The sequence below is a fragment of the Massilia terrae genome, from assembly GCF_024753145.1.
Taxonomy (GTDB): Bacteria; Pseudomonadota; Gammaproteobacteria; order Burkholderiales; family Burkholderiaceae_D; genus Telluria; species Telluria terrae.
Genome location: NZ_JANUGU010000001.1, coordinates 387,211 through 403,631, shown reverse-complemented (window position 1 = coordinate 403,631; position 16,421 = coordinate 387,211). Strand labels below are relative to the sequence as shown.

The following is a 16,421-nucleotide window of genomic DNA, read 5'->3' as shown; positions in this document are numbered from 1 at the left end:
ATTAAACATTAGGGCCCACGGCCAGCGGGCGGGCGGCACGGCGCGCCACCAGCGCAAAGAACAGCAAGGCGGCGCAGCCGACAGCGACCGCCAGCACGGCTTGTCCCGCGAAGCCGGCACGCATCGCCACCGAGCCGGCCAGCGCCGGGCCGATCGCAGAGCCGGTCATCATCATCGCGGGCGTCGAGGCCAGCGCGCGGCCGCTCGGGTCCAGGCTGGCGATCAGGCCAAACAGGAAGGTATGGGTAAAGATCAGCACCGCCGGATAGACGCTGCCGGCCAGCGCGTAAGGGAAAAAGTCGCCGGACAGGGTCACCGTGAGCGCCAGCGCAACCTGCAGCGGCGCCGCTACCAGCGCAACGCGCACCGGATTCAGGCGCCTTTGCAGCAGCGCGGCGATGGCGGCCGGCAGCAGGTTCACCAGCCCGCAGACGATCAATACGATGTTGACGCGCTCCTGGCCGAAGCCACGCAGCGCGCCGATCCGGTCCAGCATGCTGAAGGTGAGCGCCTGGTTCAGCGCCATGCAGCTCACGCCGAGGATGGCGAACCATGCCGCGCGCGGCAGACGGCCGGCTGCGGCGCGCTGGCCGCCGTCCCCCGCCACCTGTGGAAAACCGAATGCGCAGGCCAGCGCGGCCAGCGCCATCAGCCCGGCGAACGCCTTGAACAGTACAGCGCCGCCAAGCGCAGCCACCGCAGGCGGCACCGCAGCATAGAAGCCGACGGCGCCGATTCCCAGCGCGGTGCCGGCCAGCGCGAACAGCCGGTGCGGGTTGGCGCTGCGGCCGATGGTGCCGTGGACGACCGACAGCCCGGCGCCGGTGGCAAGGCCGGCCACGAGATGCAGCGCCAGCAGCGCGCCGAGGCCGTGCGCCTGCGACGCCGCCAGGAAGGCCAGCGCCGCCACCCCATAACCGCCGGCGGCGCAGGCGCGGCGCGGCAAGCGGTTGTACAAGGGCGCGGCAAACAGACTGGCAGCCACCGCGCCGAGCAGGAAGGCGGTGACGATCATGCCGGCGTATTCGAGGTCGAAACCGTAATGCTGGACGAGCGTGCCGACCCAGACCGGCAGGGCGACCAGGTCGACCATGCCGACGAAATGGCAAAGCATGAGTGTGGCGCGTCCGCGGCCGCCGTCCGGGCCTCGGCTCGCAAGTGTGGCGTGCATGGGTGTCTCCGTTGTCGCTTGTTTTGCTTGCCCGGCAAAGATAGCAGCGCGTCCGGCCCAGCCGAACGCCAGAGTTTCGATAGGACGTATCAGGTTTTCCGATCAATCAGGCGATTGATCATCACCCTCGATCGTCGATAGCAGGTATCGGGAATTACGGCTTCCTCATGCCTGAGCAGCGGTCCTATACTCGATTCGCCTGTCCTGGCGTACATACCGCGCCGGGCGCAACGCAGACCTGATCAAAACAGGCCGGCCAACGGACCGGCCCCAAAAGGAGACAATATGCCTGCATCACGCACCCCGTCGGCGATCTCGCTGACCGTCCTGTCCATGAGCCTCGCGGCGATCTGGAGCCCGGCCCACGCCCAGAGCGGCGACAGCGGCGCAAGCCCCGAGGCCAGCGCCAAAGCCGACAAAGGCATCGAGACGGTCGTCGTCACGGCGCAAAAACGCAGCCAGAGCCTCAAGGAAGTCCCGGTCGCGATCACCGTCGTCAACGCGGCGCAGCTCGAACGCGCCGGTGTCAAGGACATCGGCGACCTGGCCAAGACCGCGGCCTCGCTCGAATTCGGCGACCAGTCGGCCGGCGGCCCTGGCGGCAGCGCCTCGATCCGCGGCATCGGCACGGCGGTGTTCACGCAATCGGCCGAGAGCTCGGTCGGCGTGGTGGTGGATGGCGTGCCGCAGGGCGCCACCGCCAGTGGCCTGATGCTGGACCTGGCGCGCGTCGAGGTGCTGCGCGGCCCGCAGGGCACCCTGTTCGGGAAGAACGCGTCGGCCGGTGTGCTGAACATGGCGACGCAGGAGCCGATCATCGGCGACCGCAGCGGCAATGTGCAGTTCGAATTCAAGGGCAAGCATGGCGACGCCGTGCGCGCCACCGGCAACGTGCCGCTGAACGACATCTCGGCGCTGCGCATCTCGGGCATCGCGGAGCGCAACAAGGGCGTGTACCACAATGACCTGACCGGTAAGGACAGCGTTACCGACAACGGCGGCGCGCGCCTGCGCTACCTGCTCAAGCCGAGCCGCGACCTGAGCATCAACCTGATCGGCGAAGCCTCCAACCAGCACAACCAGAATGCGGTGTTCTTTGCGCCGTCGGTGGCGTATGCGACCAACACGGCGGGCGACCATCATCCGGCAGCGGAATTCGCCTCCTGCGGCGTGACCGTCTCGAAGACCAACAACGAAGTCTGCTCGGACGGTCCGGAGCAGCAGCATACCAAGGTCCGCGGGGTGTCCGGCCAGGTCGACTGGACCATGCCGAGTGGCGACAGCCTGACCTCGATCACGGCCTACCGGACCCGCAAGCAGGGGCCCGACTACGTCAACATCGGCATGTCGAACACCTACGACAAGATCTACAACTTCAATCCGCACCAGGACGCGCGCCAGTTCTCGCAGGAGCTGCGCATCGCCTCGCCGCTCAAACAGCCGCTGGAATATGTGGCCGGCCTGTTCTACGCCGACGCCACCAACTTCAAGGACTCCACCACCACCGTCCTGCCGGCCACCTTCCTGCCCTCGCCGCCGGTGCCGCGCTCGATCGCGACCGACGCGATCCAGCACGCCAACCTGACCACCAAAGCCCTGTTCGGCCAGGCGACCTGGCACCTGACCGACGCCACCGCCCTGATCGGCGGCCTGCGTTACACCCGCGACTCCGTCAAGGCCGACCAGTCGCAGTCGAGCGTGGTCGCCTTCCAGGGCTTCACCCTGCCCACCACAGTCAAGAGCGCGAGTGGCACCGCCGACCAGTCGAACGTGTCCGGCAAGGCGGGCATCCAGCACACGCTGTCGAAAGAGGCCAACCTGTACGCGACGTTCAGCCGCGGCTACAAGGGACCGCAGATCGACACCGATACCCCGATCGGCGCGGCCCAGACGGCCGGCGCCTACCAGGGCAATATCGTCAAGCCGGAACTGCCGACCAGCCTCGAACTGGGCACCAAGCTGTCCTTCCTGCAGCGTCGCCTGGATGTCGATCTGGCCGCCTTCCACACCAAGATCAAGGACTTCCAGGAGCAGAACTGCACGCTGACCCCGATCGGCGCGCTGAGCTGCATCCCGCTGAACGTGCCCAACGTGACCAGCAAAGGCGTCGAAGCCGACATCCGCGCGCGTCCAGTTCCGCAACTGCAGCTCGGCATGAGCCTGGCCGTCATCCTCGACACGGCCTACCCGGCCGGCTTCATCTTCGATAACAACAACGTCGGCGGCCACCGCCTGATGTACTCGCCGCGTAACAAGGCCACGCTGAACGCGGACTACAGCTGGGACCTGCCGGGCGACTATGAGCTCAAGCTGGGCGGCGACCTGATTTACAAGAGCACCGTCCGCTACTGCAATTCGCTGGACCCGGAGTGCAGCTTCGGCGGCCACTCGGTGGCGTCGTTGCGCCTGGCCTTGCGTTCGCCGGACGACAAGTGGGGCCTCGAACTGTACGGCCGCAACCTGGGCGACAAGCGGGTGCCGAACGCGATCATCTATCCGCTGCCGGGCAAGGGCGCCGGTTCGGGCTTTGCCTATAGCCTGGGTGAGAACTCGTTCCGCCGCATCGGGCTCATGGCAGACTATCGCTTCTAACCACGCGCAGGCCCGCCCCGGCCGGGCCTGTTCCTTGAAGGGGACGCATGAAGAGACGAGGTTTTTTGGGCAGCGTCGCAGCGCTGCCGCTTGCCCCGGCCCTTGGCGCACCGGCCGGATGGATCGACCAGCGCGCCTCCGCCCGCGTCATCGTCGATAACGATTTCGCCGGCGATCCGGACGGGCTGGTGGCGCTGGCGCACCAGGCGCTGTCGCCGAAAGCGCACACGCTGCTGGTCACCACGTCCGCGCTCGATCCCAAGCTGGCGGGCATGGCGGGGCTCGACCCGGGCCAGTCGGCGGCCGCCGGTGCGCGGCTGGCGCGAGAGCTGCTGCGGCGCCTGGCCCTGCGGCATGCGCCGGCAGTTGCCGCAGGCGGGGAAGACCAGGCTGCCGCACGGGCGATCGTCGCAGAAGCGATGCGCGACGATCCCCTGCCCTTGTTCCTTACCTGTGGCGGACCGCTGACCAATGTCGCCGCCGCGCTGAAGCTCAATCCGGAAATCGCGCGCCGGATGACCCTCGTCTGGATCGGCGGATCGTCGGCCAGCGAAGGCGGGGCCGAATACAACCTGGCGACCGACCTGGCCGCCGCGCGCTACGTGTTCGAGGAATCCCAGCTGCCGGTCTGGCAGGTCCCGGCCGAGGAATACCGGCGCTTCCAGGTGTCGGTCGCAGAGCTGACGGACATCTTCTGTTCGCTATCTCCCGTCTCGCAATGGCTCTACGACCAGTACCGGCACCTGCCGCCCTTCGTCCAGCTGGGCGGCACGATCACATTCGGCGACAGCCCGCTGGTATCGCTGACGGCGTTCGACACCGCCGCCAATCCCTACACGGTCCGCACCGCGCGCCGGATCCTGGACGATTGCCGCAATGGCGACGAGATCGCCGGCCGCCGGGTACGCATGTTCCATTCACTCGATCCACGGCTGAATTTCGCCGATTTCATCGCCTTGCTGCGGCTGCACGCGCGGCGCTCGTAAATTCAATCGGAAGACCCTATGCCAGTACAACACCATTCCTTTCGCCGTGCCGCGCTGGCGGCTGTCATCGCCTGCCTGTTCGCGCCGGCCTTCGCAAACGACCAACTGGGCGCCGGATTCGAGAATCCTCCGCAAGGCGCGCGACCGCGCGTGTGGTGGCACTGGCTGAACGGGAATATCACGAAGGAAGGCATCCAGAAGGACCTGGACTGGATGGCGCGCTCCGGGCTTGGCGGCCTGCAGAACTTCGACGCCGAGATGATGACCCCGCAGCTGGTCCCCACCCGCCTGCCCTACATGAGTCCCGGCTGGTCGGAAGCTTTCAAATTTGCGGTGCAGCTGGCCGAACAGCGCAAGCTGGAATTCGGCATCGCCGCGTCGCCGGGCTGGAGCGAGACCGGCGGCCCGTGGGTGCGGCCTGAAGACGGCATGAAGAAGCTGGTGTGGAGCGAGACCACCGTGAGCGGCGGCCGGCCGCTCAGCGTGAAGTTGCCACCGGCGCCGCGCACGACCGGCCCGTTCCAGGACCTGTTCGTCCAGCCGAACATCATGGGCGAGCGGCCGAGCCCCGACAAGATCGCCCGCTACGGCGCGGACATCGCGGTATTCGCCTACCCCTTCGCGGCGCCCGCCCTGCCTGTGCCAGCCGTGCGCACCGACGGCAAGACGCTCGACGCGGACAAGCTGGCCCGCATGACCGAGGATGCCGTTGCGGAGGTCCCCTCCCCGACGCCCGACAAGCCGGCCATCATCACGCTCGATTACCCCTCGCCGCAAACGGTGCGCTCGGCCAGCATCTTCGTCCCCGGCTCCGCCACCTTGTTTGACGGCGCCGGCATGCAGCCGGTGCTGGAGGCCAGCGACGACGGCGCCACCTGGCGCAAGGTCGCGGACCTGCCGCTGGCCCTCGTCCCCAGCAGCGCCGGATTCGCGCCGGTGACAGCGGCCCACTTCCGCGTGGTCATCAAGGCGAAACCGGCGGCGCCGAATCCCGCCTTCATGCCGGTCCCGGGCGCCGACACCGGGCCGTTCGGCGCGATCGGTGCACCAAAGCCTCTTCGCCTGAGCCATCTGAGCTTGTCGGGCGAACCCAAGGTCAACCAGTTCGAAACCAAGGCCGGCTTTGCGACGGCCGACGATTACTATGCGCTCGACGCGGGCATCGATCCGAAGGAATCCGGCGTCGCGCCGTCCGCCATCGTCGAATTGAGCGGCAAGGTGGACGCGGACGGCAAGCTCCGCTGGACGCCGCCGGCCGGCAACTGGAAGATCGTCCGCATCGGCTATTCGCTGACCGGCACTGAAAACCACCCCGCCACGGCGGAGGCGACCGGGCTGGAAGTCGACAAGTACGACGGCCAGGCCGTGCGCACCTACCTGGAGACCTACCTGTCCAAGTACCAGCAGGCTGCCGGAAAGGACAGGGTCGGGGCCAAGGGCGTGCACGCCATCGTCACCGACAGCACCGAGGTCGGCGCATCCAACTGGACCCCGCGCCTGCTCGAACAGTTCAAGCGCCTGCGCGGCTACGACGCGCGGCCATGGCTGCCTGCCCTGACCGGCGTCGTCATCGGCGACCGCGCACGCACCGACGCCTTCCTCTACGATTTCCGCCGCACGCTGGCTGACCTCATGTCGAGTGAACACTACGGGACCGTGGCCACCGTCGCGCACGAACACGGCATGCGCGTGTATGGCGAAGCGCTGGAAAGCGCACGTGTCACGCTCGGCGACGACATGACGATGCGTAGCCACACGGACGTCCCGATGGCGGCGATGTGGGCCTACCGGCCGGAGTTCGGCTCCAACCCGACCGCCATCGCCGACATGCGCGGCGCTGCGTCGGTGGCGCACATCTATGGCCAGAACTTCGTCGCGGCCGAGTCCATGACCAGCGCGATGTCGCCGTGGGCCTTCGCGCCTTCCGACCTGCGGCCGATGATCGACATGGAATTCGCCAGCGGCGTGAACCTGCCGGTGATCCACACGTCGGTGCACCAGCCGCTGGGCGAAGACAAGAAGCCAGGCCTGTCGCTGGCGATCTTCGGCCAGTACTTCAACCGCAACGAGACCTGGGCCGGCATGGCACGCCCGTGGGTGGATTACATCGCACGCAGCAGCTACCTGCTGCAGCAGGGCCGCTTCTACGCCGACGTCGCCTACTTCTACGGCGAGGAAGCGCCGCTGGTTGCGCTGTACAAGCACGCGCCGCCGGCCGATGCCCCGCGCCGCTACGCCTACGATTTCGTGAGCGCGGACGCGGTGCTGGACAAGCTCTCCGTCAAGGGCGGCGATGTGCTTGCGGCCAGCGGCGCGCGCTATCGGGTGCTGTACCTCGGCGGATCGACCCAGCGCATGACGCTGTCCATGCTGCGCCGGCTGCATGCGCTGGCCGAACAGGGAGCAACCATTGTCGGGCAGGCGCCGGTCGCCGCGCCGGGGCTGGCCGATGATGCATCCACCTTCGCCACACTGGCCAAGCGCATGTGGAGCGGCGCGCTGGTCACCCATGTCGGCAAAGGCCGCGTGGTGGCCAGCCGCGATGTGGAAAGCGCACTCGCGCAGCTCGGCCAGGCACCCGATTTCAGCAGCGATGGCGATGTGTTGTTCGTCCACCGCCGCCTGAGCGACGGCGACGTCTATTTCGTGACCAACCGCGCCGGCAAGGCCCTGAATACCGAGGCCCGCTTCAATGTGCATGGAAAGTCGGCCGAATTCTGGCACGCCGATACCGGACGCAGCGAAGCGGCCAGCTATCGCAGCGACAAGGACGGAACCTTCGTGCCGCTGGCGCTGGACGCGAACGAATCGGTCTTCGTCGTGTTCCGCAAACCGGCCAAGGCAAGCGCGGTGACCGTTCAGGCTCCGGCATGGAAGCAGGTCGCCACGCTGGACGGCGGCTGGAAGATGCGCTTCGACGGCCTGGCGGCGCCATCGCCTGTCGCTGATGCTCGCCCGGGTTCCCTGGCCAGCAGCGACGACCCGCTGGTCAAGTACTTCTCCGGCACGACGATCTACCAGAGCAGTTTCACCCTGCCCGCAGGCGTGAAGCCTGGCGCCCCGCTCAAGCTGGACCTCGGCCAGGTCGGCGACGTCGCGCAGGTGCTGGTCAACGGTAAGGACGCGGGCATCGCGTGGAAGCCGCCCTACCAGGTCGACATCGGCTCGCTCGTCCGCGCAGGCGCCAATACCGTCGAAGTCAGGGTCGCCAACCTGTGGATCAACCGCCTGGTGGGTGACGCGCAGCCAGGTGCGACGAAGGTCACCTTCACCGCCGCCCCGACTTACAAGGCTGACGCGCCGCTGCGTCCATCGGGCCTGATCGGGCCTGTCACCCTGCGCGCCGCTGCAAATTGACAGGAGCCACCTTGCCAACACCAGTGATCAATGCAAGCCTCGAAGGCCAAACCGAGTCCTTCGAGGCCGCGAGCTACAAGTCCGCGATCTCGCTGTTATCGAGCCTGTTCTTCACCTGGGGCTTCATCACGGTCATCAACAACACGCTGCTACCGCATTTGCGCAGCGTATTCTCCTTGAGTTATACCGAGACGACGCTGATCGAATCGGTCTGGTTCATTGCCTATTTCGTCGCGTCGATACCGTCCGCCAAACTGATCGAACGCGTGGGGTACAAGGGCTCGATCGTCATCGGCCTGTGCATCATGGCCCTGGGCTCGCTGGTGATGATTCCCGCCGCGCGCATGCCGTCCTACGGAGTCACGCTGCTCGCCCTGTTCACGATCGCCAGCGGAATCACCCTGCTCCAGGTCGCGGCCAATCCCTACGTCGCGCTGGTTGGCACGCCGGAGACGGCATCGGCGCGCCTGAACCTTGTCCAGGCGTTTAACTCGCTGGGGACGACGCTCGCGCCGCTGTTCGGCGGCTACCTGATCCTGGGCCGGTCCAGTTCCGGCACCGCGCAGGCGGGCCATGTGCTCACGCAAGCAGAGCGCCTCGCCGATGCGCAGGCGGTCCAGCTGCCCTACCTGATCGTCGCTGGCGTGCTGGTGGTCCTCGCGATCGTCATCGCGCGCTTCCCGCTTCCCGCGATTGGCGCGGGGAATACGAGGATGGCCAAGCTCGAACGCTCGAAGCACTCGCTGTGGCGCTACCGGAACCTGGTGTTCGGCGTCCCGGCGATCTTCATTTACCTGATCGCCGAAATCGGCGTCGCCAACCTGTTCATCAATTTCGTCTCGCAGCCGGAAATCGGCAACCTGAACCACGAACAGGCTTCGCACTACCTCTTCCTGCTGTGGGGTGGGATGATGGTTGGACGTTTCATCGGCAGCTTCCTGATGCGCAGGATGCCGGTCGAGGCGGTACTGGCGGGCGCCAGCCTGGGCGCCGGGATGGTGATGCTGGCGGCGGCCACCACAACCGGGCCGGTGGCGATGTGGGCGCTGATCTCGGTCGGCCTCTTCCACTCGATCATGTTCCCGACCATTTTCACGCTCGGCATCCGCGGTCTTGGCGCATTGACGGAAGAAGGCTCGGGCCTGCTGATCATGTCGATCGCCGGCGGCGCGCTGGTGATCGTGCAGGGCTGGCTGGCCGACAGCTTTGGCCTGCAGTCCTCATTCCTGCTCACCGTCGCCTGCGACGTGTACGTACTGTTCTACGCCCTGTGGGGCTCGCGCCCGGTCGGACGCAAGGGCTGACAGCGAAAGTTACGCCGCCGGCCCCGCGTCCGGCGGCTTACATCGCCAGCACCTCCGGCCCAACTTCGCGGATCGACTTCACGCCAGTCAGGACCATATTGGTGCGGATGTCCTTCTCCATGATCGCCAGCAGCTTCTCGACGCCCGCCTGCCCTGCGACCGCCAGCGCGTAGATGAAGGCGCGGCCGAGCAGCACGCCATCGGCGCCCAGCGCCAGCATGCGGAACACGTCGGTGCCGGTGCGCACGCCGCCATCGGCGAAGATGGTCATCTTGCCTTGCACTGCCTTGGCAATCGCGGGCAGCGCCTGCGCCGTCGAGAGCGCACCGTCCAGCTGGCGCCCGCCATGATTCGAAACCACGATGCCGTCAGCGCCGAACGCCAGTGCGTCGAGCGCGTCGCCCGGATCGAGGATGCCCTTGATGACCAGCTTCCCTTTCCACTCGTCGCGGATCCACTGCAGGTCGTTCCAGGCGATCGCCGGGTCGAAGTTGTTGCCCAGCCAGCCGATGTAGTCGGCCAGACCTGTCGCATGGCCGCGATACGCCGAGATGTTCCCCAGGTCGTGCGGGCGGCCGAGGAGGCCGACGTCCAGCGCCCAGCGCGGATGCGTCATCGCCTGCAGCACGCGCCGCGCAGGACCATTCGGGCCGCTCATGCCGCTATGCGCATCACGGTAGCGCGCGCCCGGCACCGGCATGTCGACCGTGAAGACCAGAGTCGTCGCGCCCAGCTCGCGCGCGCGACGCATCACGTCGCGCATGAATTCGCGGTCCTTGAGCACGTACAGCTGGAACCAAATCGGGTTCGGTATCTGAGCCGCGACTTCGGACAGCGGGCAGACCGACACCGTCGACTGGATGAAGGGGATGTTGCGCTTGGACGCCGCGCGCGCCGCCTGTACCTCGCCGCGCCGTGCGTACATGCCGGCCAGGCCGACCGGCGCCAGGGCGATCGGCAAACCATAGCTCTGGCCGAACCATTCGGTCGACAAGTCCAGGTCCTCGGAGCCGCGCAGCACGCGCTGGCGCAGCTTGATCCCCTGCAGGTCGCTCACGTTCGCGCGCAGCGTCTCTTCGGCGCCGGCGCCGCCATCCAGGTAATGGAACAGGAAGGGAGGAAGTTTGCGGCGCGCGGCCTCGCGGAAATCGGTGGCGGACGAGATGATCATGTGGGGAACAAACGAAGTGAAGCAGTCAAAGTAACCATTTGGCACGGTAGCACGAAACCGCCCCTGTTGCACTCATCTGAGCATATCCTTGATTGAAATCCGCAGCCGCGCAGACGCTGCTCGGGACCGACGTGGCTGATTCAGATTACGGGGCCACTGATCGAACGCGGCATCTGCGCGAGCAGTTGCGACAGGCGGCGCAGGCCGGCGGCCAGGCGCTTGCGGTCCTGGATGCTGCCCAGCGAAATGCGGATTGCGTTGGGACGGTGAGGCGAGTCGCTGAAGACCTCGGCCGGCGTCACCGCCAGGCCTTCCGCGCCGGCGGTACGCGCCAGTTCCGATGAGGTCCAGTGGCTGGGCAACGGCAGCCAGATATGCAGGCCGTTCCCGGCCACATCGGGCCGCCCGGCCAAGATGTCGCTGGCCAGTCCATGCCGTGCTTCGGCCTCTTTCCTGACCCCGGCGAACAGCTGTTGCGCCGAGCCGTCGAAAATCCACTGGGTCGCCAGCGCGGTCGTCAGCGGCGCGGACATCAGGGCGAATGAACGCAACGCAGAGATGAAGCGCTGGCGCTCATGCGTATCCTTCAGCACGACGTAAGCGACGCGCAGGCCGGGCGTCAGGCACTTCGACAGCGTCGCCACGTAATACGCATGGTCCGGCGCGAGCCTGCTCAGCGGCGGCGGGGCCGAATCGGCAAACAGCCAATACGGATCGTCCTCGATGATGCGCGCGCCGTGCTTCACCGCGACCGCCGCGATCTCCCTGCGCCGTTCCAGCGGCATCGTCGCGGTGGTCGGGTTCTGCAAGGTCGGATTCAAGTAGATGAGGCGCGCCCGGTATTTGGCGCACGCCTTTGCCAGCGCGTCCGGCCGCATGCCGGAGGCATCCGTCTCGACGCACACCAGCTGCCGCCCGAACTGCTCCACTGCCGCCCGCAGGCCCGGGTAAATGGTCGGCTCGGCCAGCACCACGTCGCCCGGCGCCGAGTGCGCCAGGACCAGCGCCGCCAGCGCGGCCTGCGCGCCGGGGCACACCACGATGTGCTCCGGGTCGACCCGGCCGAACATCGGTTCGAGCCACTTGGCGCCCGCGGTTCGTTCGGCCTCGCTGCCGCCACCAAGGTGGTAGGTCATCAGCTGCTCGTTGTCGGCGCGGAGCAGCACTTGCGAGACGCCCTGCTTCAACAGGTCATCGAAAGCGACGCCGGCGGGCGGCGGCGGAATGTTCATGCTCAGGTCCAGCACCTGCGCCAGCTCGACCTTCGGCACCGACACATACGTCCCGCGCGCGCCGCGGCCTTCCACCAGATTGCGCCGCTTGGCCTCGTCGTAGGCGCGCGTGATGGTGGTCAGGTCGACCTTGAGCCTCGCCGCCAGCTCTCGCTGCGGCGGCAGGCGGTCGCCCGGATTGAGCTGACCCTCGAACATCGCGCGTTCAAGTGCATCGGCGATCAGCAGGTAGCGCGGGCCTGTTCGATGCTCCAGGCCGGCCAGCCATGCATGACTCAAATCCGCATTCTGTATGGATCTTGTCTGGGCCATTCTATGTCGATGTATGGATCTTGCTTGCGCCTAGTATGCATGCAACCCTCGCATAAATCCACACGAGCAAAGGAGCGTGCCATGGAAAGCAAACGTTCATTTTTCGAAACGCTGAAGGCGGTCGGCTGGTCCTTCATCGGGCTGCGGCGCAAGAAGGACTTCGACGTCGACGCCGAGGGCGCCATCGATCCGGTCCACATGCTGCTTGCGGCCTTGGTCGGGGTGGCCATGTTCATCGGCTTGCTGCTGCTGGCGGTGCAACTCGCGGTATCGGGCAAATGATCATTCGCGTCATTTGGCCCGGGAGCTAACGCTCGACCGACAGCGCCAGCGTTTCCTTTACTTCCTCCATCACAACATAACTCTTGGACTGGCCGCCGTCCGCCACGTGCAGGATCTCGCCCAGCAGGCGCCGATACTCCGTCATCTCCGGGATTCGCGCCTTGATCAGGTAGTCGAAATCGCCGGACACCAGGTGGCATTCCATCACTTCCGGAATCGCCAGCATGGCGCGCCGGAAGCGTTCGAACGCCTTCTCGGACTTCTGATGCAGCGTGATTTCGACGAACACGAGGATCTGCAGGCCCAGCGCCTGTGGCGCGACACGCGCGTGATAGCCGCTGATGACGCCATCGCGCTCCATCCGTTTGACGCGCTCGATGCACGGCGTCAGCGTCAATCCGACCTGCTCGGCCAGGTCCTTCATGACGATTCGTCCATCGCTCTGCAGTATCGAGAGGATATGCAGGTCGATCTTGTCGAGCACCCGGCTCGACTCTTTTTGAGTGCGCATTAATTTTCACCAAAAATGAAGTCAATAACAGCATCAATTACTGATCAGATGCCGATAATATAGCAATCTTTACCGAACAAATACAGAACGGGGACAGCGATGGGCGCAAAACGGGTTTTGGTGCTGGGCAGCGGCGTGGTCGGCGTGACGACCGCCTACTATCTGGCGAAGGCAGGCCACCAGGTCACGGTCATCGACCGTCAACCCGGTCCGGCCCTTGAAACGAGCTTTGCCAACGCCGGCCAGATCTCCCCCGGCTACGCCTCGCCCTGGGCGGCTCCGGGCGTACCGCTGAAGGCCTTCAAGTGGCTGTTCCAGCGCCACGCCCCGCTGGCCATCCGCCCGGATGGCTCGCTGTTCCAGCTGCAGTGGATGTGGGAGATGTACCGCAACTGCTCGGGTGAGCGCTATGCCATCAACAAGGAGCGCATGGTGCGCCTCGCCGAGTACAGCCGCGACTGCATCCGCCAGCTGCGCCAGGAAACCGGCATCGCCTACGAAGGCCGCCAGCAAGGCACCTTGCAGCTGTTCCGCACCCGCCAGCAGTTCGATAGCGCAGCCAAGGACATCGAGGTGCTCAAGCAGGCCGGCGTGGCATATGAACTGCTGACGCGCGAACAGCTGTCCCAGGCCGAGCCGGCGCTGGCCAAGGTGAAGGACAAACTGGTCGGCGGCCTGCGCCTGCCCAACGACGAAACCGGCGACTGCCAGCTGTTCACCACCCGCCTCGCGCAGATGGCGAAGGAACTCGGGGTGCGCTTCGTGTTCGACACGGAGATTCGCCGGCTGGACATCGACAACGGCGAAGTCACCAGCGTCTGCACCGACAAGGGCTCCTTCACGGCCGACCGCTATGTGCTCGCACTGGGCAGCTATTCGCGCCTGCTGCTGAAGGACCAGTTCCCGGTTCCCGTTTACCCGCTCAAGGGCTATTCGATCACGGTGCCGATCACGAATGCGGAGATGGCGCCGGCATCGACCATTCTGGACGAAACCTACAAGGTAGCTGTCACCCGCTTTGACGACCGGATCCGCGTCGGCGGCATGGCCGAGATCTCGGGCTACAGCAAAACCCTCAACCCGGCCCGCCGCGAAACGCTGGAGTTGGTGGTGAACGACCTGTTCCCGGAAGGCGGCGACGTCAAGCAGGCCACTTTCTGGACCGGCCTGCGCCCGATGACCCCGGACAGCACCCCGATCGTGGGCGCGACGCCGCTGCGCAACCTGTTCCTCAACACCGGCCACGGCACGCTCGGCTGGACGATGGCTTGCGGGTCCGCCAGCGTGATCGCCGACCTCGTGAGCAACAAGTCCCCCGCCATCGATGCCAGCGACCTGGCGGTGTTCCGCTACGCCGGCACCGCCCCCACGACCGCCCGCCCGGCCCTCGCGGGCGCCTGAGGGGAGACCGTTTTGGAAGCACTCCTGGAATCCGCGCTTGTCCCGTCGGTGCCGCCAACGCGGGCGGGTGCGCTGCTGACGATCGACCTGGCGGCGGTCCGCGCCAACTACCGCCTGCTAAGGGCACGCGCGAACGGCGCCGTGGTAGCCGGGGTGTTGAAGGCCGATGCCTACGGGCTTGGGATGGCGCATGTCGCCCCGGCCCTGGCACGTGAAGGCTGCCGCGTATTCTTTACCGCGCACCTCGAAGAAGGCATTCGCCTGCGGGGCCTGGTGCCGGCGGACAGCCGCATCTATGTCCTGCACGGCCCCATGCCGAAGACTGCGCGTGATTTCGTCGAGAACGACCTGATGCCCGTGCTGAACGATCCAGGCCAGGTACACGAATGGGTCCAGTGCGCGCACGCACTGGGGCGGCCGCTTCCAGCTGCGCTGCAGGTCGACACGGGCATGTCGCGCATGGGCATATCGGAAGCCGACCTGCAAGGGCTGGGCAAACCGGCACGCTGGCTGGAGGGCATCGATGTACAGCTGCTGATGAGCCACCTGGCCTGTGCGGACGATCCAGAGCATCCAATGAACACGAGCCAGCGGCAGCGTTTTGAAACACTACATACACGCTTCCCTCGACTGCCCGCCAGCCTCGCAAATTCCTCAGCGGTTTTCCTCGGGCCCGAATTTCACTACGACCTGGTGCGCCCTGGCGCGGCCCTGTACGGCATCAACCCGCAACCGGGCAGCCCGAATCCCTTGCGCCAAGCTGTGTCGCTGGACGCCCGCATCGTCCAGGTGCGCACAATCGCCGCGGGCGATGCGGTCGGCTATGGTGCCCGCTACACGGCCTCGGGTCCGCGCCGCATCGCAACCATCTCGATTGGCTATGCCGACGGCTGGCTGCGCGCGCTCACCGGTCAGGGCTACGCCTGGATCGACGGGGTGCGGGTGCCGTTTGCCGGCACCGTATCGATGGACAGCATCACGCTGGATGTCACCGGCTTGCCGGAGCCGCGCATCGCCCCCGGGCAGTCGGTCGAGCTGCTGGGCGCACACCAGCATGTGGACGAGGTCGCGACGCAGGCTGGCACCATTGGCTATGAAGTGCTGACCCGGCTAGGCGGCCGTTTCCATCGCCGCTATACCGACATTTGCTGAAACGGAATTCTCCTGCACGACCCTGCCTCGTGTACGAACGTTGACTGATGCCCCAAGAGCGCCTAATGTGGAGTCGGAGGTAATCATCATGTTCAAGACCATCCTGGTTCATGTCGACCTCTCCGTCCACGCACCGGCGCGCATCCGCTTCGCCTGCGCCCTCGCACAGGCGCACAACGCTTGCCTGGTCGGCGCCGCCATGGTCGGCGTATCACGTGCTGTCTTCCCGAACGGATACGATTGCAAACCCGGCACCCTCGCCGCCAGCTGTTTCGAGCCGCTGGCAAACAATGCGAAACGAGCACTGGAAAACTTCGAGGCCATCGTTGGCGAGTGGAACATTCCGTACGAAGAGCGCTTCGTGTCCGACGAGGCGGACAACGGGCTCACGCGGCATGCGCGCTTCGCCGACCTGGTCGTCATCAGCCAGGACGATCCGGAAGAATCGATGCCGGACATGGCGGTGCAGCTGCCCGAATACCTGATCATGAATGGCGCCCGGCCGGTCCTGCTGGTGCCGCGCACCGATCCCAAGCCCGATCGCATTTCGAGCGTCCTGCTCGCATGGGACGGCAGTAAGGAGGCGTCGTACGCGATGAGCGGAGCCCTGCCCCTGCTGCGCGGCGCGTCAGAAGTGAACGTGGTCGCGCTGGCCGCAAGGGACGAGGAAGTGCAAGAATTCCGCGACCAGCAACCGGCGCTGCTCGATTTTCTACGCCGGCACGAAATCAGCCCCGGCTTCCACATCCGGGACCTGAGGGGCGACACTGGCCGGCAACTGCTGGACCTGGCCGCCGAGTTGAACGCGGGCTTGCTGGTGATGGGCTGCTACGGCCATAGCCGCATGCGCGAACTCTATATGGGCGGCGCCAGCCGCACCGTGCTGGCCGACACCACCATTCCCGTGCTGCTCGCACACTGAAGTCCTCCCTCCGCGCATCTGCGCAGGC

At 66.3% G+C, this 16,421-nt stretch carries 12 protein-coding genes; 8 read left to right on the top strand and 4 right to left on the bottom strand.

Translation table 11 applies throughout. The annotated features are described in order from the left end of the window. Position 1: 1 nt before the first annotated feature. A complete protein-coding gene (locus tag NX778_RS01935) occupies positions 2-1,171 on the bottom strand; it encodes an MFS transporter (RefSeq protein ID WP_258809995.1) in 1,170 nt (389 codons plus the stop codon). A 285-nt stretch (positions 1,172-1,456) separates the two neighbouring features. Between NX778_RS01935 and NX778_RS01930 the strand changes: the two genes are divergently transcribed. From NX778_RS01930 to NX778_RS01915, 4 genes are read left to right on the top strand one after another with little or no spacing between them, the layout of a single operon-like run. Next, a complete protein-coding gene (locus tag NX778_RS01930; RefSeq protein ID WP_258809994.1) occupies positions 1,457-3,763 on the top strand; it encodes a TonB-dependent receptor in 2,307 nt (768 codons plus the stop codon). Between the two features lie 47 nt (positions 3,764-3,810). Next, complete coding sequence (locus NX778_RS01925) at positions 3,811-4,749, top strand: nucleoside hydrolase (RefSeq protein ID WP_258809993.1); 939 nt, start codon at positions 3,811-3,813, stop codon at positions 4,747-4,749. 18 nt (positions 4,750-4,767) lie between these two features. Continuing rightward, the gene (locus NX778_RS01920) at positions 4,768-8,106 is read left to right on the top strand and encodes a glycosyl hydrolase (RefSeq protein WP_258809992.1); all 3,339 of its coding nucleotides are present in this window, start codon (positions 4,768-4,770) and stop codon (positions 8,104-8,106) included. Positions 8,107-8,117: 11 nt separating this feature from the next. Next, positions 8,118-9,410 (top strand): sugar MFS transporter, encoded by a 1,293-nt coding sequence (locus tag NX778_RS01915; RefSeq protein WP_258809991.1) that lies wholly within the window; start codon positions 8,118-8,120, stop codon positions 9,408-9,410. A gap of 37 nt (positions 9,411-9,447) precedes the next feature. Here NX778_RS01915 and lldD read toward each other — a convergent pair whose 3' ends face one another. Both lldD and NX778_RS01905 read right to left on the bottom strand, forming a co-directional pair. Beyond that, positions 9,448-10,581, bottom strand: coding sequence for an FMN-dependent L-lactate dehydrogenase LldD (gene lldD, locus NX778_RS01910; protein ID WP_258809990.1), 1,134 nt, complete (start codon positions 10,579-10,581; stop codon positions 9,448-9,450). 140 nt (positions 10,582-10,721) lie between these two features. Beyond that, positions 10,722-12,125: an aminotransferase-like domain-containing protein gene (locus NX778_RS01905; RefSeq protein ID WP_258809989.1), complete on the bottom strand. Its 1,404-nt coding sequence runs from the start codon at positions 12,123-12,125 to the stop codon at positions 10,722-10,724. A gap of 81 nt (positions 12,126-12,206) precedes the next feature. Here NX778_RS01905 and NX778_RS01900 point away from each other — a divergent pair, with 81 nt between their 5' ends. Beyond that, on the top strand, positions 12,207-12,407 hold the full coding sequence (locus NX778_RS01900) for a DUF2970 domain-containing protein (protein ID WP_258809988.1): 201 nt from the start codon (positions 12,207-12,209) through the stop codon (positions 12,405-12,407). Positions 12,408-12,432: 25 nt separating this feature from the next. On the opposite strand, the gene NX778_RS01895 is transcribed toward NX778_RS01900, so the two are convergent. Beyond that, entirely contained in the window at positions 12,433-12,918 is a 486-nt protein-coding gene (locus NX778_RS01895) for an Lrp/AsnC ligand binding domain-containing protein (RefSeq protein WP_258809987.1), read from the bottom strand. Between the two features lie 99 nt (positions 12,919-13,017). Here NX778_RS01895 and NX778_RS01890 point away from each other — a divergent pair, with 99 nt between their 5' ends. The 3 genes from NX778_RS01890 (at position 13,018) to NX778_RS01880 (ending at position 16,393) form a co-directional block, all read left to right on the top strand. After that, positions 13,018-14,319, top strand: coding sequence for a D-amino acid dehydrogenase (locus NX778_RS01890; RefSeq protein ID WP_258809986.1), 1,302 nt, complete (start codon positions 13,018-13,020; stop codon positions 14,317-14,319). A 12-nt stretch (positions 14,320-14,331) separates the two neighbouring features. Beyond that, positions 14,332-15,471: an alanine racemase gene (gene alr, locus NX778_RS01885; protein WP_258809985.1), complete on the top strand. Its 1,140-nt coding sequence runs from the start codon at positions 14,332-14,334 to the stop codon at positions 15,469-15,471. An 88-nt stretch (positions 15,472-15,559) separates the two neighbouring features. Next, positions 15,560-16,393, top strand: a complete 834-nt coding sequence (locus NX778_RS01880) for a universal stress protein (RefSeq protein WP_258809984.1) — start codon at positions 15,560-15,562, stop codon at positions 16,391-16,393. Positions 16,394-16,421 lie beyond the last annotated feature (28 nt).

Coding starts and splice junctions, on each gene's coding strand:
- NX778_RS01930 (WP_258809994.1), top strand. CDS start 1,457: ATGCCTGCATCACGCACCCCGTCGGCGATCTCGCTGACCGTCCTGTCC.
- NX778_RS01890 (WP_258809986.1), top strand. CDS start 13,018: ATGGGCGCAAAACGGGTTTTGGTGCTGGGCAGCGGCGTGGTCGGCGTG.
- NX778_RS01920 (WP_258809992.1), top strand. CDS start 4,768: ATGCCAGTACAACACCATTCCTTTCGCCGTGCCGCGCTGGCGGCTGTC.
- NX778_RS01925 (WP_258809993.1), top strand. CDS start 3,811: ATGAAGAGACGAGGTTTTTTGGGCAGCGTCGCAGCGCTGCCGCTTGCC.
- lldD (WP_258809990.1), bottom strand. CDS start 10,581: ATGATCATCTCGTCCGCCACCGATTTCCGCGAGGCCGCGCGCCGCAAA.
- NX778_RS01880 (WP_258809984.1), top strand. CDS start 15,560: ATGTTCAAGACCATCCTGGTTCATGTCGACCTCTCCGTCCACGCACCG.
- NX778_RS01905 (WP_258809989.1), bottom strand. CDS start 12,125: ATGGCCCAGACAAGATCCATACAGAATGCGGATTTGAGTCATGCATGG.
- NX778_RS01895 (WP_258809987.1), bottom strand. CDS start 12,918: ATGCGCACTCAAAAAGAGTCGAGCCGGGTGCTCGACAAGATCGACCTG.
- NX778_RS01935 (WP_258809995.1), bottom strand. CDS start 1,171: ATGCACGCCACACTTGCGAGCCGAGGCCCGGACGGCGGCCGCGGACGC.
- NX778_RS01900 (WP_258809988.1), top strand. CDS start 12,207: ATGGAAAGCAAACGTTCATTTTTCGAAACGCTGAAGGCGGTCGGCTGG.